Genomic DNA, 21,193 nt, shown 5'->3' on the forward strand with positions numbered 1-21,193 from the left:
CGTTCGAATAGGTGTGTCCATACAGATTACCCGGCTCGTCTCAGATCATGTTCGTATGAGTTGCGCGATCCTCTCGTGCAACATCGGAAGCACTTCGCTTTCGAACCACGCATGCCGTTGAAACCACGGCTGGTTGCGTGGCGACGGGTGCGGTAGCGGAACGAAGGCCGGCGCGTATTCGCGCCATGCCCTGACCGTTTCAGTCAGCGAAGCCTTGCGGCGGGCGCCGAGAAAATGCCGTTGCGCATACTGGCCGATGAGCAAGGTCAATTGAATGTCCGGCAGTTTTCCCAGCAGACTGTCCAGCCAGAGTTGCGCACACTCGCGACGCGGCGGCTTGTCACCGCCGTTGCCCCGTCCCGGATAACAGAATCCCATCGGAATGATCGCGAAGCGCGACTCGTCGTGAAATGTGGCGGCGTCGATTCCGAGCCAGTTTCGAAGGCGGTCGCCGCTCGCGTCATCCCACGGAATGCCCGATGCGTGCACGCGCGCGCCCGGCGCCTGTCCGACGATCAGAATGCGCGCGTCGGCCCCGGCTCGCACGATCGGGCGAGGACCGAGCGGCAGGTGCGGCGCACATGCCCGGCAGGCACGCACGTCAGCCAGAAGCGAATCGAGCGAGGAACACGAGTCTTTGTTCATTGTGCGGCCACGTCATTTCCAGATTGGCGTGATGCATGGCGTTTGCCACGCGTATTGCAGTAGCATACGTCGCGCGATGCTGCGGACTGGAGACGCCCGGTCACACCCGCTGATGCCGGATCTGATCGCATATCGTCGAGCCCGCGGCCGTAAGTATTCGATATGGTCGATGCAACGATCATCATCGGGATCATTCATCGTGACGGGAATCGACTCCGCTATCGGCGTGGTCCGCGCCGGCATTCAACGGACCATCGCGAGATCCAGCGACGACAAAAAACCCGCGGAGCCAATAGCCACGCGGGTTTTAGAGTACTGCAGCGGATAGATCGCGACTTGGTCGGCGCGAATCGCGAAACGGTATGGTGGGTGCTGAGAGGCTCGAACTCCCGACCTACGCCTTGTAAGGGCGCCGCTCTACCAACTGAGCTAAGCACCCGCTTCGCTATTCATTACTTCCGTAGGCTGCCTGATTTTACAAAACCTCAAGCAGCGAGCCCGCTAGTTTAGCGCATCCTTCAGGGCTTTGCCAGGCCTAAATTTGGGAACCTTGGCTGCCTTTATCTTGATGGCGTCACCGGTGCGCGGATTGCGCCCTGTGCGCGCCGTACGCTTACCGACCGCGAAGGTGCCGAAACCGACCAACGTCACTGAACCGCCCTTCTTCAACGTACCTTTGACCCCACCGATCACCGCATCGAGCGCACGGCCTGCCGCAGCCTTCGAAATATCGGCCTGCTGTGCAATGTGATCGATCAATTCCGTTTTATTCATTCCAACCCCCGAGAATGTTCATGGCAATCGTGACGGCGCTCTACAGCGCCTGACATCACGCGGGCCGGCGGGCAACGCCGGGCGGACTCATTAGAATTGGCCGAAAGCCTTGTGTCAAGCGGGGTTGAGCCTGATCCGGGCGGTTCTCGAAGCTCACCGAATAAGCGGATTTTGCGTTCGACCGATGCATACGCAACCGTCGGCAGGCGCAACATATCGTTTGCCCAAAAGATGGGAAAGCGTGCGTTCATGAGCCGAGCCGCAGCCTGTTTGGGCAATAAAAAACCCGCGGACAAGTCCGCGGGTTTCTGCTCCACCAACCAGCCTTTCGCTGCTGGCTTTTGCCTTAGTGCTTCACGACTTCCGTCGCGCCGGCGTCTTTGCCGGGCTCCGCCGCAACCGGCGTAGCGGGCTTCGCCTCTTCTTCCGGCAATGCCTCCGGCACACGTTCGAGCGCCAACTCGAGCACCTTGTCGATCCAGCGGACCGGCACGATCTCGATCGCGTTCTTCACGTTGTCCGGAATCTCAGTCAAGTCCTTGACGTTTTCTTCCGGAATCAGCACCAGCTTGATGCCGCCGCGATGCGCCGCCAGCAGTTTTTCCTTCAAGCCGCCGATTGGCAGGACTTCGCCGCGCAACGTGATTTCGCCCGTCATCGCGACGTTGGCGCGCACCGGAATACCGGTCAACACCGACACCAGCGCGGTTGTCATCGCGATACCGGCGGACGGACCGTCCTTCGGCGTCGCGCCTTCCGGCACGTGGATGTGAATGTCCCGCTTCTCGAACGCCTCGTCCTTGACACCCAGACGACGCGAGCGCGAGCGCACCACCGAGCGCGCGGCTTCGACGGATTCCTTCATCACGTCGCCGAGCGAACCCGTGCGGATCACATTGCCCTTGCCCGGCATCACCGCGGCTTCGATGGTCAGCAGATCGCCGCCCACTTCCGTCCACGCGAGACCCGTGACTTGGCCAACCTGGTTTTCCTTGGCGGCCAGACCGAAGTCGTACTTGCGCACGCCGAGGAAAGTGTCGAGGTTGCTGCCGTCGACCTTCACCGCGCCTTCCGCCTTCTTCAGCAGAAGCATCTTCACGACCTTGCGGCAGATCTTCGAAATTTCACGCTCGAGCGAACGCACGCCCGCTTCACGCGTGTAGTAACGAATGATGTCGCGGATCGCGGTTTCCGTTACATCGACCTCGCCTTCCTTGAGGCCGTTGTTCTTCTTCTGCTTGGGCAAAAGATAACGTTGCGCGATGCTGACCTTCTCGTCTTCCGTGTAACCCGACAGACGGATCACTTCCATCCGGTCAAGCAACGGCGGCGGAATGTTCAGCGAGTTCGATGTCGCCACGAACATCACGTCCGACAGATCGAAGTCGACTTCGACGTAGTGATCGGCGAACGTGTGGTTCTGTTCCGGATCGAGCACTTCCAGCAAGGCCGACGACGGATCGCCGCGGAAATCCTGGCCCATCTTGTCGACTTCGTCGAGCAGGAAGAGCGGATTGCGCACGCCGACCTTGGTCAGGCTTTGCAAAATCTTGCCGGGCATCGAACCGATGTACGTGCGACGGTGACCGCGAATCTCGGCTTCGTCGCGCACGCCGCCGAGCGCCATACGCACGAACTTGCGATTCGTGGCGCGAGCGATCGACTGACCCAGCGACGTCTTACCGACACCCGGAGGCCCAACGAGGCACAGGATCGGCGCTTTCACCTTGTCGACACGTTGCTGGACCGCGAGATACTCGAGAATGCGTTCCTTCACTTTCTCGAGACCGAAGTGGTCTTCGTCGAGCACGCGCTCCGCATTCGAGAGGTCATTGTTGACCTTGCTCTTCTTGCGCCACGGCAAGCCGATCAGCGTATCGATGTAGTTGCGCACGACGGTCGCCTCAGCCGACATCGGCGACATCAGCTTGAGCTTCTTCAGTTCGGCGTCGGCCTTCTTCTTGGCTTCCTTCGGCATGCGAGCAGCCGTGATGCGCTTCTCGAGTTCCTCGAGATCCGCACCTTCCTCGCCTTCGCCGAGTTCCTTCTGGATCGCCTTGACCTGTTCATTCAGGTAGTACTCGCGCTGGCTTTTTTCCATCTGGCGCTTCACACGCCCACGGATGCGCTTTTCCACCTGCAGGATGTCGATCTCGGCTTCGAGTTGCGCGAGCAGATGCTCGAGGCGCTCGATCACCGGGAACATTTCGAGGATGTGCTGCTTCTGGTCGAGCTTGAGGGGCAAATGCGCCGCGATGGTGTCGGCCAGACGCCCCGCCTCGTCGATACCCGACAGCGACGTCAGGATCTCGGGCGGGATTTTCTTGTTCAGCTTCACATACTGGTCGAACTGCGACACGATCGCGCGGCGCAGCGCTTCGGTTTCAGCGCTGTCGGCGTGGTCGGGTTCGAGCGGCATGACTTCGCACGAAAACTGCGTTTCCTGTTCTTCGATGGAAAGCGTCTTCGCGCGCTGCAAGCCCTCGACCAGCACCTTGACGGTGCCGTCGGGCAGCTTGAGCATTTGGAGGATGTTGGCAACACACCCTACTTCGTACATGTCCTTTTCGGTCGGCTCATCTTTCGCAGCCGTTTTTTGGGCGACGAGCATGATGTGCTTGCCGCCTTCCATCGCTGCTTCGAGAGCCTTGATCGACTTCGGGCGGCCTACGAAGAGCGGAATCACCATGTGCGGGAAGACGACTACGTCACGCAGCGGGAGCAGCGGGAGCGTAATGCGTTCCGGCGGAAGGAGTTGGGTTCCTGACATTTCATTTCCCCATGAGTGGAATCAGTTCGTTCGATAGGTGAGGCCGGCAGAAAATATTGCAAGCCTCCGCGTGTGGGAAAAGTTCAGTGACTCCGAAGGTTCAGTGACTCCATAGTGAAAACTAGCATCCTGACCACACGATAAACGAAAAAGCCGTTCACGTCGCCATGAACGGCTTTTTGCAGAACCCGAAGCCGATCAGTTCGAACCCGCCACTTTTGGCGCGTCTTCGTAGATCAGCAGCGGTTTGCCGTCACCGTCAATAACATTGTCGTCGATGATAACCTTGCTAACACCTTTCATCTGCGGTAGATCGTACATGACGTCAAGCAACGCCTGTTCCAGGATGGAGCGAAGACCCCGCGCGCCCGTTTTGCGACGGATCGCTTTGCGCGCGACAGCCTGCAACGCGGCCGGACGAATTTCCAGCTCGACGCGCTCCATATTGAACAGCTTGTGATACTGCTTCACCAGTGCGTTCTTGGGTTCGACCAGAATTTTCATCAGCGCCGTTTCATCGAGCTTGCCGAGCGTGGCGACCACCGGCAGGCGGCCAATCAGCTCCGGAATCAGACCGAACTTGATCAGATCTTCCGGCTCCACTTCGCGCAGCACTTCGCCCGCGTCACGGTCCTGCTTGCTCTTCACGCTTGCGCCGAAGCCGATGCCGGTCTTCTCGGTACGATCGACGATGACCTTCTCGAGTCCGTCAAATGCGCCACCGCAAATAAACAGAATGTTGGTGGTGTCGACCTGGATGAAGTCCTGATTCGGATGCTTACGTCCGCCCTGCGGCGGCACCGACGCCATCGTGCCCTCGACCAGTTTGAGCAAAGCCTGCTGCACGCCTTCGCCCGAAACGTCGCGGGTGATGGACGGGTTGTCCGACTTGCGGCTGATCTTGTCGATTTCGTCGATGTAGACAATGCCACGCTGAGCCTTGTCCACTTCGTAATTGCAGTTTTGCAGCAGCTTCTGGATGATGTTCTCGACGTCTTCGCCGACGTAGCCGGCTTCCGTCAGCGTCGTGGCATCGGCAATGACGAACGGGACATTCAGAAGGCGCGCGAGCGTCTGCGCGAGCAGGGTCTTGCCGGAACCGGTCGGGCCGATCAGCAGGATGTTGCTCTTGGACAGCTCGATCTCATCCTTCTTGTCGAGATGCTTGAGGCGCTTGTAGTGGTTGTACACCGCCACCGCGAGGATCTTCTTCGCGCGCTCCTGACCGATCACGTACTGATCGAGGATTTCACGGATTTCCTGCGGACTCGGCAGATCGGACTTGGACAAGCCCGCTTCGATGCCGGCGCCTGCAGCTTCATCGCGGATGATTTCGTTGCACAGGTCGATACATTCATCGCAGATGAACACCGACGGGCCTGCAATCAGTTTTTTGACTTCATGCTGGCTCTTGCCGCAGAACGAGCAATACAACAGCTTCTCGCTGTTAGAACCTTTCTTGTCCGCCATAGATGTGTGAGCCTCCGGACACTCGATTACATGATACGCTGTTTGCCCCCGCCTCGCAGTTGGGCGCGGCAGGGCTAATGAGCCAGATGACGGCGTTTGCCGCAGGCGCTCGGACGAGTCTTGATTATTTCACAACCGGTCCGATGACGATTTTGCCCCATTTCGGAGCAAAATCGCACCGGTTCAAGGACGCTTATGCGCCACCTGATCGACCAGACCGTAAGCTTGCGCGTCATCGCCGGACATGAAATTGTCACGGTCGGTGTCGCGCGCGATACGCTCGACCGGCTGGCCGGTGTGGTGCGCGAGCAGATGATTCAGCCGCTCCTTCAAATACAGAATTTCGCGCGCCTGGATTTCGATGTCCGACGCCTGACCACGCGCGCCGCCCAGCGGCTGGTGAATCATCACCCGCGAATTCGGCAGCGCGAAGCGCTTGCCCTTCGCACCCGCCGCCAGCAGGAACGCGCCCATGCTAGCCGCGAGTCCCATGCACAACGTAGACACGTCCGGCTTGATGAACTGCATCGTATCGTAAATCGCCATGCCGGCCGAAACCGAGCCGCCCGGACTGTTGATGTAGAAGCTGATGTCCTTGTCCGGATTCTCGCTTTCGAGAAACAGCATTTGGGCAACCACAAGGTTCGCCGTCTGGTCGTTCACTTCACCGACCAGAAACACGATGCGTTCCTTGAGCAGACGCGAATAGATGTCATACGAGCGCTCGCCCCGGCCGCTCGTTTCCACCACGATCGGCACCAGTCCGAGCGCCTGCGCTTCGAGATCCCGGGACGACTGGGAGGTCAACGTGTCCAGCATTTGGGCGCGAAAGGTCATGCAATGGATCCTTGTCTGGAAATATTCTAACTATGGATGCTAGGCAGGTTGTGGTGAGTCAGCCCGTATTCAAGCATGCGGTCAGTGCAAGGCGAAGCGCACGCCAGTACAGACATCATGCAGGACGCAACGCACGTTCACAGCACGAAAAAACGGCGTGCGGGCCGTCGCTCCGACAGCCGGCACGCCGTTGCAGCGACGCTTACGCTTGCGCCGTTGCGCTTGCCAGTTCTTCGAAGCTCACTTCCTTGTCCGTCACCTTGGCCTTGCTGAGAACGAAATCGACGACGTTGGCTTCAACGACGTACGCTTCCATTTCGGCAAGACGTTGCTGGTTGGAATAATACCAGCGGACGACTTCCTTCGGGTCTTCATAGCTTTTCGCGAACTCGTCCACTTCGGCACGAATCTGCTCCGGCTTGGCTTGCAGATCGTTGGCCTTGACCAGTTCGGCCAGCACGAGGCCCAGCTTGACGCGGCGCTCCGCCTGCTCCTTGAACATGGCAGCCGGGATCGGCGCATCTTTGGCGTTCGGCACGCCGCGTTGCTCCAGATCCTGACGCGCCATCGCGACGAGGCGTTCCTGATCCTGTTCGATCAGCGCGTTCGGCACCTCGAGTTCCGAAATCTTCAGCAGCGCGTCCATCACCTGGTTCTTGACGATCGCTTGCATGCGGCGCTTGGCTTCACGCTCCAGATTGTCCTTGATCTCCGCGCGCATCTTGGTCAGATCGCCGTCTTCAATACCGAGCGACTTCGCGAAGTCCGCGTCGATTTCCGGCAGATGCGGCCATTCGATCTTCTTCATCGTGATCGTGAATTGCGCCGTTTTGCCCGCCACTTCCTTGCCGTGGTAGTCGTCTGGGAACTTCAGGTCGAATTCGTTCGATGCGCCGACGGTCAAGCCCAGCGCCGCCTTTTCGAATTCCGGCAGCATGCGGCCCTCGCCCAGCACGAACGCGAAGTCTTCCGCGCTGCCGCCCTGGAACACTTCACCGTCGATCTTGCCGACGAAGTCGACCGTCACGCGATCGCCTTCCTTGGCCGCCGTATCCGCGCCGCCGTCGCCATGCTCGCCGGCTTCGCCGCGAGCGTGGAAATGCACGCGCTGCTTGCGCAGGATTTCCAGCGTGCGGTCGATTTCCGCTTCGCTGATGGTGGTGGTGGTGCGCTCGATTTCAGCCGTGGCGACGTCGCCCAGCTTCACTTCCGGGTACACCTCGAAGGTCGCGTCGAACGCGTAGTCGCCTTCGGCGACGTCGGACTTCGGCGCAAAGCTCGGCTGGCCGGCCACACGCAGGTTCTCGGCGCGGCTGATGTCGAAGAATTCCTTGCCGACCTTGTCGCTCAGCACTTCGGCTTCCACCTGGCCCGAGTACTGTTGCGTCACCATCTTGAGCGGCACCTTGCCCGGGCGAAAACCCGGCATGCGCACGTTCTTCGCGAGTTGACGGATACGCGAGTCCACTTCCTTCTGCACGGCATCCTTCGGCAGGGAAATCGTTACGCGGCGTTCGAGCTTGCCGAGGTTTTCAACAACGTTAGCCATGGCTTCAATCGTCCTAAAATTATTCGAGCGAATCAGTTATCTTCTCCGTGCCGCTTTTCGACGTCGCTTCGCGTCGATTGCGCGCCTGCGCCGCGGGCTTGCAGGCCGCCGGCAGCACGGTTGGGTCCAAAGAGCCGAATATTTTAGCAAACTATTTGTGCGATCAACCGGGATTCGATGATTGCGCGCCCTTTTCTCGGTGTTCGGGCCGCTTTCCACGCTGTTTCGAGCCAGTTTTTATTTCGGCTCCAACTTGCCGCCGGCACCACGCGGCCATGCGAAAACAAGCCCGACAGACGCCATGACAACCGCTTGCCGCGGCGATTCCGCCTATGCCTTTCGACATATTCAGTCGGCGCGCCCATGCTGATAAGCTTACGGACGCACTCGGGGTTCACCTCCGGTTTCCGCCTGTTCCCCGCCTTCGCAACGATTCCAACCATTCAGAGACACCATGCCGAATTCGCCGTCCTCGCCTGTCGTCGTCATCGCTCCCGATTCCTTCAAAGGCTCGCTTGGCGCGGAGCAGGTCGCGCAAGCGATCGCGTCAGGCATCCTGCGCGCGCGTCTCGACGCCGACGTGCGCATCTGTCCGATGGCCGATGGCGGCGAAGGCACGCTCGACGCCATGCTCACGAGCGGCGGCGAACGCCGCAAGCTGAGCGTGCGTGGCGCGGCCGGTCCGGTGCGCGAAGCGCTTGTCGGCCTGCTGACTGACGGCAGCGCGATCGTCGAAACGGCCGAGGTCGTCGGCATTACCGATCCCGTGGGCATGGGCGTGCCGGTCGAGGCGCGCAGCACGCGCGGCATGGGCGAAGCGATTCGCACGCTGCTGGACGCGGGCGTGCGGCGCTTTTTCGTCGCGCTCGGCGGCAGCAGCACGAACGACGGCGGCGCGGGCTTGCTAGCCGGCCTCGGCCTGAAACTGTTCGACGCCCAGGACAAGGAACTCGACGCCTCACCCGAACAGTTGGCGCGCGTCGCGCGCCTGGATGTCTCGCAACTGGACGCACGACTCGCGGACACCGAGTTCGTGGCCATGTCGGACGTGGACAATCCGCTGACCGGTGCGCACGGCGCGACGGCTGTGTTCGGTCCGCAAAAGGGCGTGAAGCCGGAGCAGATTGCGCCGATCGACGCCGCCCTCGCCCATTTTGCCGATCTGCTGGAAGGGGCGCTCGGGCGATCGGCGCGCGATCAGCCAGGCGCGGGCGCGGCCGGCGGCCTCGGCTTCGCGCTGCATATGCTCGGCGCGCGGTTCGAGCCCGGCGCGGAAACCGTCGCGCGGCAAATCGGCCTGGACGCAGCGCTTGAAGGCGCGAACTGGCTGATCACCGGCGAGGGCCGCTCCGACGTCCAGACGCTGCACGGCAAGGCGCCCTTCATCGCCTGCCGTCATGCAAGGGCGGCGGGCGTGCCGGCCACGCTGCTCTCCGGCGCGGTCGACTCGGCGGCACTGCCCCGGCTTGCCGAGTACTTCAGCGGCTGCTTCTCGCCGGCGCCCGGCCCCATCACGCTCGAGGCCGCGATCAACGACGCGGCGCGTTTGCTCGCCGACGAAGCCGAACAGTTGACGCGCCTGAAGTACGGCGCGCGCTGAGTACGGTCCGCAGTGGCCGTCGGGCACGGTCGCCGCAACGATCAAGGCACTCTGATCGAACGACTCTCGTCAGCCGAAGCACTCGCGCCACACATTACGGGAAGACCATGAAGGACACCGCCAAAGCCGGGCTCGAACAGTTCCTCACGTACCGTCTGCATGTGCTGAACAAGCTCGCCGAGCGCGGCATCAGCGAGCGCTACCAGCAGAAGCTCGGCGTGACTTTGCCGGAAGCGCGCGTGATTGCGTCGGTGGGCTCGTTTGGACCGTTTTCGATCATGGAACTGGCGCGGCACGCCAATCTCGACAAAAGTCAGGCGAGCCGCGCAGCCGAGGCGCTGATCAGGCAGGGGCTCGTGAAGCGCGAGCCGAGCGCGGACGACGGCCGCGTCGTGCTGGTGTCGTTGACCGCGGAGGGGCGTGCGCTGTATCGGAAGGTGATGCCGATCGCGCGTAAATGGAACGACGACCTGTTCGACTGTCTCGACGAGCAGGAAAAGATCGCATTCGGTTACGCGCTGGATAAGGTCATCCATACGATGACGGCGAACGACGGGTGAGCGCGCGGTGCCGGTCGCACGCACTGATTCCTGGTAGCGCAATGCTGTAATGGTTATGCGCTATCCGTACTGTGCGATCCATTTGCTGTGCGAGGCGCTCATCTTCCGTTGCGCACACCGCGCCTCTAGGTGTGGCGCGGTGTGCACAACGCCGCGCGTACCGCCTGGCACTGCGCGCGCCGAAGTCGGGCGACTTCGCGGTCCGCGCGACTCTTCGTCCTGATTCGTGGGCGTGCGCTCATGCCTTGCCGTCAAGGTGACCGGTGGCGTCGCTCGCGCTCGGCTCGCCAGGCGCAACGCTCGCCGCGCCGGACCCGCCGGGCGCCGCTTCACTGCCCCTACCGGCTGCCGCGCCCACCTGAGCCTGAGCCCGCGCTCCGCGCGCAAGCCGCCATGCAATCGCACCGAGCGACCCGACAGCCAGCAACAACGCCGCCCACAACAAATAGCGGCGCGACGCTTCTGGATGCCTGCCCGCGGATTGCGCATCGCGTTGCTCAGCGGACAACGCGCTGCCCACCCGCGCTGTCGCGGTAACCGAGGAGGCGCCCATTCCCAGCGCTTCCGTGCTCACCGCCGACGACACCTCCGCCGCGCTGCCCACCGCCAGCGTGTACGGCGCGCCCCCGCGCGCGGCGAAGGTCAGCGTCGCGGGACGCCAGCCCGCGGCGACCGTCAACGCGCCGCTACCCAAGCCGCCGCCGCGCGTATCGACCACCACGCGCCATTGACGATCCGTGTCGGACGCCAGCTCCAACGGCGGATTGCTTTGCTCGACCGCCTCGTTATGCAGGCGATACAGCGTCGCGCTGGAAACCTGGCGCCAGGCCGACCCCAAACCCGCGCGCGAATAGACGACGACCGGCGCCACCGTATTAGGCTGCGGCAGATTCAGGCGCAAACGGTCGATGGGATAAGGGCCGCCCGTGTCGAAGAAATACTCGCCGGCTTTCGGGCCCGCGTGGGCGACGATGCCTTCGCGCCACATGCGCTGCGCGTCCGCGCGCCGCGCCTCGGCGGCGCCGGCCGCCTGCACTTCGATGTCGATCGATTCGACGTAAGGCGAGCCGTCGAGCCAGTGCAAACGCAGATAGCGCGCATGCTCGCCGTCCAGTTCGATACGGTCCTGGCTCAGCGTGCCGCCGTTGTAGCTGACCTTGAGAAGTTGCGCATCGCCGGCCGGTTGCCAGTTGCGCAAGTCCTCGCTCGATTCGACGGTGACGCGCCCCTGGTAATTGTCGTCCCGCACACGCACGACCAACGCGTCGACCCGCCCTGTGCGAGGCGCGTGTCCGGCATCGATCAGGTCCGTGTCGTGTTGCGCGCGGCCGGGCGGCGCCGCGGTCGCGCGCAGTGAGCCGTCGGACGCGATCGTGACGCCGAGCGGCGCGCCGGTGCTGCCTCGAGCGGCTGTCCGCAACGGAAACCAGCGCGCCGGACGCAACGCGGGCGGTTTGCGGGCAGGCTCGCGCGGCGCGTCGAGCGCATACGGCACGGATTCGCCCGCTCCGTCGAGCACGCGCAGGTCGCCGAGATCATTGCGCTGGCTGGCCGCGTAGACGGCGGCCGGCAGGGTCACGCTGTAATACGCGGCGCCCTCTTCGAGATCGAGCGCGAAATGCCGCGCAAAATGCTCGGCCGCGTTCGCTTGCGCGGGCGCGTACACGCACGCGATCGCAAGACACCAGCCCGTCAGGATCAAAACACGCTTCATTGCTCGGTTTCCAGAACCACGGCATTGGGCGGCATCGGCGAGAGACAGCCGATCGGCAGCCACGTCAGGCCAATGCCGATAAACGATACGATCCGCTCGACTCCCCGCCAGAGGCGACAATTCGAACAGAAACAGTTTGACGGCGACCGCCGTAAGCAGCGCGTCGCCCGGATCATTATGCCGGGTGCGCAGGCTGTTGACAGTATCGATACCGAAGCTTGCGTGAGCGTCGCGTTCGACATGACATCGGATCGGTACGGCAGCTGCGCTTACTTGATAGCCAGCCATCTATCGCTCGCCGGATCGAGCAGCCGGAAAACCCTCGCCACCATCTCGAACGCCGCAAGCACGGGAACCTGCCACGTTCGCGGCAACCGGCCAGGCATGTCAAAATTCCGGAACCGGCCCCCGAGCCCTTCAATCTCCCATCTTCATCCAAGGAAGTTTTCAGTGGACATCAACAAACAGGTCGCCGCCCTCACCGCTTCGGAACTCCAGACCGCGGGCGCGAGCCAGGCCACGGCGATTGCCGTGAGCGTGCTGCTGCGTCATTTGCGCTCGCCCGAACTGGCGAAACTACTGTCGTCGGCGTTCGAAAACCATCAGGCGGTCATGCTGCAAACGCCGTGGCCGGAGCCGATGCTGCAGGCGTTCGAATCGACGCGCCGTTTTCTCGAAGGCGCGGCGCAGGCTGAGTTGCCGGGCACGCAAGCACAGCCGCCGGGCGTCTGAGCGTCGCGCAAAGCGCACATAAAAACAAAAAACCCCGCCGGTCCAAAGACTCGACGGGGTTCTCCGCTACATCCGCTTCACATACCTGGTGCGAGGGAGGGGACTCGAACCCCTACACCCTTGCGGGCGTCAGGACCTAAACCTGGTGCGTCTACCAATTTCGCCACCCTCGCAGCCGGACAAGCCGCTGTGCGCCCTGCCCGATGTCCTGCATGCTCTGTGCGCATAAAAACACGCGCCCAAAAGCGTAAGCGCGAGATTCTAACCGATTGATTCGCGCTTGTCTGCATCTGGCCGGCCGTCCGCATGAAGGGCGCCGATGCTACAATTTTTGGCTTGGCGCGCGCACGCCGTGCTCCAGTCGCCTCCCCCTTCGCCCGCTCTTCCCCACATTCCAATCCAGTGAATTTCGACGAATATTGCCAGCAAAAAGCGGCACCGCCCGGATCGAGCACTTACTATGCGCTTCGGCAGGGGCCCGCCACAAGCCAGCCGCTTTTGACCGCGCTGTTCGCGCTGCGCCGCGAGTTCGAGGAAACGGTGAAAGAGGTAAGCGATCCCGCCATCGGCCGCACCAAGCTCGCATGGTGGCAAAACGAAATCGCCGCGCTGGCTTCGGGCGCGCCGTCGCATCCGGTGTCCAAGGCGCTCGCGGCCTATCTGCCGGACGTGGAGAACGAGTCCCGCGCGTTGCAGGCGCTGCTTGCCGGTTTCGAAATGGACCTCGACCAGGCGCGCTACCTCGACTACCCGAACCTGCGACGCTATGTACAAGGCGTCGGCGGCACCTTCGCGTCGCTGGTGGCGCGGGCCACGGCGAAAGACGCCGCGCATGCGTCGACGTGGTCGGCTCCGCTCGGCGAGGCGCTACTGCTCGCGCAGTTGGTGGTCGAAACGGGCAATGACGCACGCCACGGCCGCATCTACATTCCGATCGACGAAATGCAGCGCTTTAACGTCACCGCCGCCGATCTGATCAACCGAAAGTATTCCGACGCGTTCACCGGGTTGATGCGCTTCCAGACGAAGCGCGCCGGCGATGCGTTGCATGCCGCACTCGCCGCGGTGCCCACCGGCGAGCGCCGCTCGCAGCGCACGCTGCTCGCGCAAGCGGCGCTCGCGTTGGCGCTGCTGGATGAAATCGAACGCGACGGCTATCACGTGCTGCATCAACGTATCGCGCTGACGCCGATTCGCAAGCTATGGATCGCGTGGCGCGCCAGATAGCTTGAACCTTGCAACGGCCGCGGGTTGAATCCGATGAAGCGCGGCCCGTCATCGTCAGACGCGCAGCAAGGGCAGCGGCTCGAAACGCTGCTGCAGAATCGCCGACGCGTCGAGCCCCCACCACGACCCGAGCACGGTCGCGTAAAGCTGTCGAAAATCGACGCCGACCGGCAAATTGCCATTGCCGTCGAGCCGCCCGAGTTCCGGCGGTACACCGTATAGACCGCCCCGCACTCGTCCGCCCGTGACGAAATGCGGCGCCACGGTGCCGTGGTCCGTGCCGTTGCTGTGGTTCTCGCGCGGACGGCGGCCGAACTCGGCATAGGTCATCACCAGCGTATCGTCCCAACGGCCGAGTTCGACGAGCGCCGACTTCATCGAAGCGAATCCCTCCGCGAGTTGTTTGAGCAGCGCCGCCTGTTGAGCCGGCTGGTTCTGATGCGTATCGAAACCGTTGAGCGTCAGGCGGATCACCGCGACGCCCTGCCCGTTGCCGGGCTGTCCTTGCTGCGTGCGGCCAAAGGCGGCTTCCTTCGGGGCGCCCGCGGCGGCGAGCACCTGCATCGCCGCTTTGATCGAACTGCCGAACGCGCCGCCTGGGAACGCGGTCTTCATGGACGCCAGGCCTTGAGTGGGACGCAGGCGGTCGGCGGCTTTCACGATGTCGTTCTCGACCTCGAGAATGTGCGCCAGTTCGGGATTGCGCTCATGCAGCGATACCGGCGTGGCGAGGCGCGAGGCCTTCACGAACTGCGCCGGATTGACGAGCGCGATGGCGCGCGCGCCATTCGCGAGCGGCCCCATTTCGGCGCTGCCGATGACCACGCCGTCGGCGGCAAAACCCGCGGGCACCGGCGTCCGCGCGAATGCACGCGTGAGCCAGCCCTCGCGCAGATATTGGTCGGAACGCGACGCGGTGTCCCAGATCTCGATCGAGCGGAAATGCGAGAGATTCGGCTGCGCATAGCTGACGCCTTGCACGATCGCCAGTTGCCGGCTCTGCCAAAGCGGCATCAGCGGTTGCAACGACGGGTGCAGCGCGGTGCGCTCGTCGAGTTGAATCGCCTGCTCGCGTTTGATGCCGATGTTCTTGCGCAGCTGATAGTAAGTGGAATCGGCGAACGGAATCACGGTGTTCAAACCATCGTTGCCGCCCTTCAGCTCGACAAGAATCAACAGGTTGCCGTAGCCGCGATAGGGCGACGCGTCCGGCGCGGCCATTTGCGCGCCGAATGCGCTCGGCAGCCAGAGCGACGCGCCGGCGGTTGCGGCCATCGAGAGAAAGCTGCGTCGTTTCATACTGCACCTCGTTCGATTGTCACGGCGCGTCACACTCTCGCCGCCGGACCGTTCATTTCAGCGGTTCGCGCTCACTTGAGCTGATACGTCGGATCCATCAGCAGCGCTTCCAGATAAGCGCTCGCGGTGGAATCGGTGTCGATCGCGTTCACCGGCGCAAGCGGCAAGACCGCGTGCTGAAGTTGTAGCTCGGCCGATAGCCCCGGTTTCGCCGTCGGCGCGGTGTTGTACTGTGCGAGCCACCTATCGATGTCGAAGCGCACGCCGCCCCTGGCATCCCGAGCGCCTCGCGCCGTCGCGCGCTGCATCGGCGGATTCGTCCGCATGTCGCGCGGCGCGGCGCTGCCGCTCGCCTCGCCGTTTGCGTTCATCGAATCGCTCATGCGCCGCGGACCGGCGGTTTCAGTGGCGCGAAACAGTTGCTCGACGAATTGCTTGCGCGCGAGCAGCGTCGAACTGTTGATCCATGTCGTACCGCCGGGCCATCCCTTGACGTTCGGCGGGTATAACAGGTTTTCGCCGAGCGTGCGGATCTGGGCGGCGAACGGCGCGGTGTTGTCGTAACCGATGTCGAACGCGCGCAGCGTGCCGACCACGAATTCCGCCGGCGACTTCACGAGCACGCCGCGATCGCCCTCGTCCCAGAAAGCGTCGCTCATGAAGAGACCGCGCAACGCCACCTTAACCTCGTAATGACTCGCGCGGAACTGCGCCGCGATCGGCGCAATAAGCGCCGGATCCGGCGTATCGGAGACGAATTCACGCCACAGCCCGGTCGTGACGAACGTGGCGGTTTCCGGCCGTGCGAGCAGAATGTCGAGCACCTGATCGCCGTCGAAAGAACCGGTTTGGCCGAGCACGGTCTTCTCGCCGTCGTCGTGCTGGCTGGCGCGCCACAGATACGCCTGCGTGTCGGGATCGAGGCTCCATCCCGTGTAGGCGCGCGCCGCTTCCGAAACGTCGCGCTGCGTGTAATGCCCTTCGCCGAGCGTGAATAGCTCCATCACTTCGCGGGCGAAATTTTCGTTGGGCTTGCCCTTGCGATTGCTGGCGCCGTCCAGATACTGCAGCATCGCCGGGTCTTTCGCGACCTCGTGCAGCAGCGTGCCGAAGTTGCCGAGCGCCTCCCGGCGCAGCAGCAGGTTCTGCCGCGCCATCAGTTGTGGAAACTGAACCTTGTCCTGGCCCGACGTGAAATGGTTGTGCCAGAAGAGCGTCATGCGTTCGGTCAGCGGCGACGGCGTGACCAGCATCTCGCGCACCCACCATGCCCGCAATGTTTCGTAACGCTGCCGACGCAAGCGCTGCTCGTCGCGACGCTGCTCGGCGGTCCACGCCTTGCGCGCTTCACGTGTCGGGACCGGTTCGAAGACCCACTCAGGCAACGGCGTGACAGCTTCGGTTCGTGCTGTTGCGAGCACCTTGTCGACGGCCTGGGCCCGCGTGAGTCCGACGTATTGCGCGAGCTCGGCGCTGTCCGGCGCAAAGCCGACGCGCGTCAGGAAGAAGCGCGCGTCGTCCACAGCAAGGATGTTTTGTTCAATGCCGGACGCAGCGGAGGCCTGGGCCGGCGTGCGATGTTTGACGTGCGAGACACGAGGCGGGCTCTGCTGCGCGACGGCCACCGTCTGCAAACCGTACGTCGCCGCCAACGTGATGACGGCGATGGCAAACCATCCGCGGCGATTTCCACCTGTGAGAAATTGGGTCATCGGTCATCCGGGTTGGCGGAATGTCAAGTAACAGCAATCGCGCAGGCGATCAGGTGCCGCGTCCTCGCCACTCAACGGTAGAACGGATGGCAAAGTTGACGAGAGAAGTGCAACGAAATTTTTCGCGCGGGCCAAGGGCTGGAGAACCCTGACGTGAAAGCCGCGCGGCAGCCAGGCGGCGACCGTCACATAAACTGACTAACGCTTATACAGTTCGCGCACGGCGTCTTCGATATGCTGCCGTAGGAGGCGCCGCTCGTCGGGCGTCATATGGCCGTCGCGGCGATGTTGATCGAGATCGGAAGGAATCGCGGTGCGCAACATCGCGTCTGAGGCGGGGCGTTCGGCGTTACTCGCGTTGCGGCGGTTTGCCCGCGGATTGGCGGGTCTGGACGCGTGCTCACTCGCAGCTCTGTCGGCGGAAGGCTGGGCATGGGCGAGCGTTGGTGCCAGTGAGCCTGCAATCGTACCGGCTACCGCCAGTGCAATCACCCGTAGACGCACATTCGGCCAAACCCCTCCCTTCATGTTGTTCCCTTCGTGGCGCGGCAACCGGCTACCTCAATGCGTATACAACCCGGTAACGAGCCGGGCGCGTGAGTTTTAGTCGAGTGAAGTATCCACCGAACAGCCGCATTCAGTAAAGGAGTCTAACTGTCGATGCTTTACGTCGTGCCACATGGCGGGTAAATTTTGTAACTGACTGTAACCCGATAAATGATGCAACCGCGCACCACTTTCTAATCGCGCTAAGATGCCGACCATGGAAACCAAAAACCCTTCGAAAATCCTCGTCGTCGACGACGATCCACGCCTGCGCGATCTGCTGCGCCGTTACCTCGGTGAACAGGGCTTCAACGTCTATGTTGCCGAGAACGCGCCATCCATGAACAAGCTGTGGGTGCGTGAGCGCTTCGATCTGCTGGTGCTGGATCTGATGCTGCCCGGCGAGGACGGCCTGTCGATCTGCCGCCGCCTGCGCGGCAGCAACGACCGCACGCCGATCATCATGCTGACGGCCAAGGGTGAAGACGTCGATCGTATCGTCGGTCTCGAGATGGGCGCCGACGACTATCTCCCCAAGCCCTTCAATCCGCGCGAACTGGTCGCACGGATTCATGCGGTGCTGCGCCGCCAGTCGCCGTCGGAGTTGCCGGGCGCGCCGTCCGAAACCACCGAAGTGTTCGAATTCGGCGAGTTCGCGCTGAATCTCGCCACCCGTACGCTCACCAAGGCCGGCCAAGAAATTCCGCTTACCACCGGCGAGTTCTCCGTGCTGAAAGTGTTTGCGCGCCACCCGCGTCAGCCGCTGTCGCGTGAGAAGTTGATGGAACTCGCGCGCGGCCGCGAATATGAAGTGTTCGACCGCAGCCTCGACGTGCAGATTTCGCGTCTGCGCAAGCTGATCGAACCCGATCCGGGGAGCCCGCGTTTCATCCAGACCGTCTGGGGTCTCGGCTACGTGTTCATTCCCGACGGTGCAGCCTGAGTTTGTTCTCGCCTCCCGTGTCGACTGGAGTTGGCGCTTTAGCGCTTACTCTGGTCCCATGCAAGATAGTTCCAGATAAGAAGGGCCCATGCGGATCGACCGGCGCCTCCTGACGCTCGCGTTCGGCGGCCTTTTCTGGCGGACCTTTCTGTTGATCGCGCTGTTGATCGCGGTCAGTCTCGCCGCCTGGTTCCAGAGCTTTCGCGTGATCGAACGCGAGCCGCGCGCGCAGCGCGTGGCGTTGCAACTGGTCGCCATCGTCAAGCTCACGCGCACCGCGCTCCTCTATTCCGATCCCGACCTGCGGCGCGCGTTGCTGCAGGATCTGGAAAGCAACGAAGGGGTCCGCGTGTATCCGCGCGAAACCACGGACAAGTACAAGCTCCAGCCCGACGAGTCGCTAAACCGGCTGATCGAACACGACATTCGCGGGCGCCTCGGCGACGACACCATCATTGCCCAGAGCGTGAACGACATCCCGGGCGTGTGGATCAGCTTCAAGATCGACGACGACGATTACTGGGTCGCGCTCGACCGCGACCAGCTCGACAACGCAACGGGCCTGCAATGGGCCGGCTGGGGCGTGTTCGCGCTCGCGCTGTCGCTGTTCGGCGCGGCGTTCATCACGAGTCTCGTGAACCGGCCGTTCGCCAGGCTGGCCATGGCCGCACGCAAGGTCGGCTCCGGCCAGTCGCCCGAGCCGTTGCCGGAGCGCGGCATGGGCGTCGCCGCCGAAACCAATCGCAGTTTCAACCAGATGGTGCAGGACCTCGAACAGCTCGAGGCCGACCGCGCGCTGATGCTCGCCGGCATCTCGCACGATCTGCGCACCCCGCTCGCGCGGCTGCGGCTGGAAACCGAAATGAGCCCGTCCGACCAGGCGACCAAGGACGCGATGGTCGACGACATCGAGCAGATGGACATGATCATCGGCCGCTTCCTCGATTACGCGCGCCCGGTGCAGCGGGTGCCCGAACCGGTCGACCTGTCCGTGATCGCGGGAGAGCTGGCCGCGCGGATGCAAAGCGAGGACAGCATGCGGCTGATCACGCGCCTCGCGCCCTCGGCGGTGATCGAAGCCGACGAAACCGATATGCGGCGCGTGGTCGGCAATCTGCTGGAGAACGCGCGCAAGTACGGTTTGAGCGACGGCGACGGCATTCCGCACGTGATTCTGGAAACGCGGGTGTCGCACTCGCGGGTCGAACTTTCGGTGGTCGACGAAGGTCCAGGTATTCCGGAGGACCAGCTAGCGCTTGTCACACGGCCGTTCTATCGTGTGAATTCCGCGCGCACCCAGGCGAACGGCACCGGCCTTGGCATGGCAATTGTGCAACGCCTGGTGGGCCGCTACCGCGGCGCGCTGCGGCTGCGCAATCGCACGCCAGGACCGGGGCTCGAGGTGACGATCGAGTTCCCGCTCGCGAAAGGCGTTTGACCGCGTCAAGCCAAGCGCGCTGCCGGAACCGCCGGTCATCCGCGTTGAATAATAACTATCCGGGTTGTTAGCGAAAAACTACTGAACGGATAGTTCAATAGAGCTATAGTTGAAAACCTTGCAACGCGCTCGCGATGACGAGCTGATAGCCTCAAACATGCTGTTTTTTCCAACACACGAAGGAGCATTCGCATGAAAACTGTTGGCGACAAACTCGAAGCGTTCACCGTCACGGCTGCCAAGCCGGGCTTCAACAACCACGAAGAAAACGGCATCTCGGCGTTCGAAGAGATCACGGAGCAGTCGTTTCCGGGCAAGTGGAAGATCCTCTATTTCTATCCGAAGGATTTCACGTTCGTCTGTCCCACGGAAATCGTCGAGTTCGGCAAGCTGGCCAAGGACTTCGAGGAGCGCGACGCGGTGTTGCTGGGCGGCAGCGTCGACAACGAGTTCGTGAAGCTGGCATGGCGCCGCGAGCACAAAGACCTGAGCAAGCTGAACCACTATTCGTTCGGCGACGTCAAGGGCGAACTGATCGACCAGCTCGGCGTGCGCGACAAGGAAGCCGGTGTCGCGCTGCGCGCCACGTTCATCGTCGATCCGGACAACACGATCCAGCACGTTTCGGTCAACAACCTGAACGTCGGCCGCAACCCGGAAGAAGTGCTGCGGATTCTCGACGGCCTGCAAACGGACGAACTCTGCCCGTGCAACCGCGCGGTCGGCGGCGCAACGCTGTAAGCCGTGGCGCCGGAAGCCCGCCAGGCTTGGAAAAGCCGCGGGCTTTTTTATCGACAACTTGATAGGAGATGCCAATGGAATTCTTATCTTCGATTAAGGCGCTCGTGCCCGACTACGCCAAGGACATTCGGCTGAATCTTGACGGGACGATTGCGCGCTCTTCGCTGGAAGGCAACGACGCGGTCGGCGTGGCGCTCGCGGCGGCGTTCGCCGCGAAGAGCACGGTCATCGTGAATGCGATTCGCAACGCCGGGGTTTTATCTCCGGAAGAAACGAATGGCGCGCTGACCGCCGCGGCGTTGATGGGAATGAATAACGTCTGGTATCCGTATGTGGAAATGACGGATAACGCGGATTTGAAATCGCAGCCGGCGCAATTACGGATGAATGCCTATGCGTCGCATGGCGGGGTCGATAAGCGGCGGTTTGAAATGTATGCGCTGGCCGCGTCGATTATCGGTAAATGCCATTTCTGCGTGAAATCGCATTTCGACACACTGGTGGCCGAAGGCATGAGCACCACTCAATTGCGCGACGTGGGGCGTATTGCGGCGGTGATCAATGCCGCGGCGCAGTGCATTGCCGCGGAATAAAAACGCGTTGACGACGCGCGGCGCGGCGATTACTTTCGCCGCC

Annotated in this window: 18 protein-coding genes and 2 tRNA genes; 8 read left to right on the forward strand and 12 right to left on the reverse strand. The window is 62.5% G+C overall.

The annotated features are described in order from the left end of the window. Positions 1–45 precede the first annotated feature (45 nt). The 7 genes from ACTJLC_RS00640 to tig all read right to left on the reverse strand — a co-directional run bounded on the left by ACTJLC_RS00640 (position 46) and on the right by tig (position 8,045). Positions 46–645 (reverse strand): uracil-DNA glycosylase family protein, encoded by a 600-nt coding sequence (locus tag ACTJLC_RS00640; protein WP_114162367.1) that lies wholly within the window; start codon positions 643–645, stop codon positions 46–48. 363 nt (positions 646–1,008) lie between these two features. Continuing rightward, positions 1,009–1,084: transfer RNA gene (locus tag ACTJLC_RS00645), tRNA-Val, on the reverse strand. Between the two features lie 62 nt (positions 1,085–1,146). Continuing rightward, positions 1,147–1,419 carry an HU family DNA-binding protein gene (locus ACTJLC_RS00650; RefSeq protein ID WP_027796408.1) on the reverse strand — a complete coding sequence of 91 codons (273 nt, stop codon included), beginning with the start codon at positions 1,417–1,419 and terminating at the stop codon, positions 1,147–1,149. Positions 1,420–1,765: 346 nt separating this feature from the next. Continuing rightward, the gene (gene lon, locus ACTJLC_RS00655; protein WP_073426734.1) at positions 1,766–4,189 is read right to left on the reverse strand and encodes an endopeptidase La; all 2,424 of its coding nucleotides are present in this window, start codon (positions 4,187–4,189) and stop codon (positions 1,766–1,768) included. A 198-nt stretch (positions 4,190–4,387) separates the two neighbouring features. Continuing rightward, positions 4,388–5,659 (reverse strand): ATP-dependent Clp protease ATP-binding subunit ClpX, encoded by a 1,272-nt coding sequence (clpX, locus tag ACTJLC_RS00660; RefSeq protein ID WP_020065906.1) that lies wholly within the window; start codon positions 5,657–5,659, stop codon positions 4,388–4,390. A 183-nt stretch (positions 5,660–5,842) separates the two neighbouring features. Beyond that, positions 5,843–6,496, reverse strand: a complete 654-nt coding sequence (clpP, locus tag ACTJLC_RS00665) for an ATP-dependent Clp endopeptidase proteolytic subunit ClpP (protein WP_007182010.1) — start codon at positions 6,494–6,496, stop codon at positions 5,843–5,845. Between the two features lie 202 nt (positions 6,497–6,698). After that, positions 6,699–8,045 carry a trigger factor gene (gene tig / locus ACTJLC_RS00670; RefSeq protein WP_083083639.1) on the reverse strand — a complete coding sequence of 449 codons (1,347 nt, stop codon included), beginning with the start codon at positions 8,043–8,045 and terminating at the stop codon, positions 6,699–6,701. 454 nt (positions 8,046–8,499) lie between these two features. Here tig and ACTJLC_RS00675 point away from each other — a divergent pair, with 454 nt between their 5' ends. Then, on the forward strand, positions 8,500–9,645 hold the full coding sequence (locus tag ACTJLC_RS00675) for a glycerate kinase (protein ID WP_114162366.1): 1,146 nt from the start codon (positions 8,500–8,502) through the stop codon (positions 9,643–9,645). A 107-nt stretch (positions 9,646–9,752) separates the two neighbouring features. Then, entirely contained in the window at positions 9,753–10,205 is a 453-nt protein-coding gene (locus ACTJLC_RS00680) for a MarR family winged helix-turn-helix transcriptional regulator (RefSeq protein ID WP_083083637.1), read from the forward strand. A gap of 238 nt (positions 10,206–10,443) precedes the next feature. On the opposite strand, the gene ACTJLC_RS00685 is transcribed toward ACTJLC_RS00680, so the two are convergent. Further along, complete coding sequence (locus ACTJLC_RS00685; RefSeq protein WP_114162365.1) at positions 10,444–11,919, reverse strand: DUF3999 domain-containing protein; 1,476 nt, start codon at positions 11,917–11,919, stop codon at positions 10,444–10,446. A gap of 450 nt (positions 11,920–12,369) precedes the next feature. Here ACTJLC_RS00685 and ACTJLC_RS00690 point away from each other — a divergent pair, with 450 nt between their 5' ends. After that, complete coding sequence (locus ACTJLC_RS00690; protein ID WP_083083635.1) at positions 12,370–12,651, forward strand: hypothetical protein; 282 nt, start codon at positions 12,370–12,372, stop codon at positions 12,649–12,651. Positions 12,652–12,737: 86 nt separating this feature from the next. Here ACTJLC_RS00690 and ACTJLC_RS00695 read toward each other — a convergent pair. After that, a tRNA-Leu gene (locus ACTJLC_RS00695) sits at positions 12,738–12,824 on the reverse strand. 229 nt (positions 12,825–13,053) lie between these two features. Here ACTJLC_RS00695 and ACTJLC_RS00700 point away from each other — a divergent pair. Then, positions 13,054–13,878 carry a squalene/phytoene synthase family protein gene (locus ACTJLC_RS00700; protein ID WP_114162364.1) on the forward strand — a complete coding sequence of 275 codons (825 nt, stop codon included), beginning with the start codon at positions 13,054–13,056 and terminating at the stop codon, positions 13,876–13,878. A gap of 54 nt (positions 13,879–13,932) precedes the next feature. Here the strand turns inward: ACTJLC_RS00700 and ACTJLC_RS00705 are convergent, their stop codons facing one another. From ACTJLC_RS00705 to ACTJLC_RS00715, 3 genes are all read right to left on the reverse strand, one after another. Then, complete coding sequence (locus tag ACTJLC_RS00705; protein WP_114162363.1) at positions 13,933–15,177, reverse strand: DUF1501 domain-containing protein; 1,245 nt, start codon at positions 15,175–15,177, stop codon at positions 13,933–13,935. Positions 15,178–15,248: 71 nt separating this feature from the next. Next, on the reverse strand, positions 15,249–16,889 hold the full coding sequence (locus ACTJLC_RS00710; protein WP_440843171.1) for a DUF1800 domain-containing protein: 1,641 nt from the start codon (positions 16,887–16,889) through the stop codon (positions 15,249–15,251). A 198-nt stretch (positions 16,890–17,087) separates the two neighbouring features. Further along, positions 17,088–17,417 carry a hypothetical protein gene (locus ACTJLC_RS00715; RefSeq protein ID WP_073426742.1) on the reverse strand — a complete coding sequence of 110 codons (330 nt, stop codon included), beginning with the start codon at positions 17,415–17,417 and terminating at the stop codon, positions 17,088–17,090. Between the two features lie 226 nt (positions 17,418–17,643). On the opposite strand from ACTJLC_RS00715, the gene ompR reads away from it, so the two are divergent. The 4 genes from ompR to ACTJLC_RS00735 all read left to right on the forward strand — a co-directional run bounded on the left by ompR (position 17,644) and on the right by ACTJLC_RS00735 (position 21,150). After that, positions 17,644–18,378, forward strand: coding sequence for an osmolarity response regulator transcription factor OmpR (ompR, locus tag ACTJLC_RS00720; RefSeq protein ID WP_006048917.1), 735 nt, complete (start codon positions 17,644–17,646; stop codon positions 18,376–18,378). Between the two features lie 88 nt (positions 18,379–18,466). Further along, entirely contained in the window at positions 18,467–19,816 is a 1,350-nt protein-coding gene (locus ACTJLC_RS00725; RefSeq protein WP_073426743.1) for an ATP-binding protein, read from the forward strand. A 192-nt stretch (positions 19,817–20,008) separates the two neighbouring features. Continuing rightward, positions 20,009–20,557 (forward strand): peroxiredoxin, encoded by a 549-nt coding sequence (locus tag ACTJLC_RS00730; protein WP_073426744.1) that lies wholly within the window; start codon positions 20,009–20,011, stop codon positions 20,555–20,557. Positions 20,558–20,631: 74 nt separating this feature from the next. Continuing rightward, positions 20,632–21,150 carry a carboxymuconolactone decarboxylase family protein gene (locus ACTJLC_RS00735; protein WP_006048914.1) on the forward strand — a complete coding sequence of 173 codons (519 nt, stop codon included), beginning with the start codon at positions 20,632–20,634 and terminating at the stop codon, positions 21,148–21,150. Positions 21,151–21,193 lie beyond the last annotated feature (43 nt).

Source organism: Paraburkholderia sp. 22099 (assembly GCF_052045835.1).
Classification (GTDB): Bacteria; Pseudomonadota; Gammaproteobacteria; order Burkholderiales; family Burkholderiaceae; genus Paraburkholderia; species Paraburkholderia terricola.

Bases quoted from the DNA above. Each gene is read 5' to 3' on its own strand.
- ACTJLC_RS00675 (WP_114162366.1), top strand. From the start codon at position 8,500: ATGCCGAATTCGCCGTCCTCGCCTGTCGTCGTCATCGCTCCCGATTCC.
- ompR (WP_006048917.1), top strand. From the start codon at position 17,644: ATGCCGACCATGGAAACCAAAAACCCTTCGAAAATCCTCGTCGTCGAC.
- clpP (WP_007182010.1), bottom strand. From the start codon at position 6,496: ATGACCTTTCGCGCCCAAATGCTGGACACGTTGACCTCCCAGTCGTCC.
- ACTJLC_RS00730 (WP_073426744.1), top strand. From the start codon at position 20,009: ATGAAAACTGTTGGCGACAAACTCGAAGCGTTCACCGTCACGGCTGCC.
- tig (WP_083083639.1), bottom strand. From the start codon at position 8,045: ATGGCTAACGTTGTTGAAAACCTCGGCAAGCTCGAACGCCGCGTAACG.
- ACTJLC_RS00650 (WP_027796408.1), bottom strand. From the start codon at position 1,419: ATGAATAAAACGGAATTGATCGATCACATTGCACAGCAGGCCGATATT.
- ACTJLC_RS00705 (WP_114162363.1), bottom strand. From the start codon at position 15,177: ATGAAACGACGCAGCTTTCTCTCGATGGCCGCAACCGCCGGCGCGTCG.
- ACTJLC_RS00710 (WP_440843171.1), bottom strand. From the start codon at position 16,889: ATGACCCAATTTCTCACAGGTGGAAATCGCCGCGGATGGTTTGCCATC.
- ACTJLC_RS00725 (WP_073426743.1), top strand. From the start codon at position 18,467: ATGCGGATCGACCGGCGCCTCCTGACGCTCGCGTTCGGCGGCCTTTTC.
- ACTJLC_RS00640 (WP_114162367.1), bottom strand. From the start codon at position 645: ATGAACAAAGACTCGTGTTCCTCGCTCGATTCGCTTCTGGCTGACGTG.
- lon (WP_073426734.1), bottom strand. From the start codon at position 4,189: ATGTCAGGAACCCAACTCCTTCCGCCGGAACGCATTACGCTCCCGCTG.
- clpX (WP_020065906.1), bottom strand. From the start codon at position 5,659: ATGGCGGACAAGAAAGGTTCTAACAGCGAGAAGCTGTTGTATTGCTCG.
- ACTJLC_RS00715 (WP_073426742.1), bottom strand. From the start codon at position 17,417: ATGAAGGGAGGGGTTTGGCCGAATGTGCGTCTACGGGTGATTGCACTG.
- ACTJLC_RS00735 (WP_006048914.1), top strand. From the start codon at position 20,632: ATGGAATTCTTATCTTCGATTAAGGCGCTCGTGCCCGACTACGCCAAG.
- ACTJLC_RS00680 (WP_083083637.1), top strand. From the start codon at position 9,753: ATGAAGGACACCGCCAAAGCCGGGCTCGAACAGTTCCTCACGTACCGT.
- ACTJLC_RS00685 (WP_114162365.1), bottom strand. From the start codon at position 11,919: ATGAAGCGTGTTTTGATCCTGACGGGCTGGTGTCTTGCGATCGCGTGC.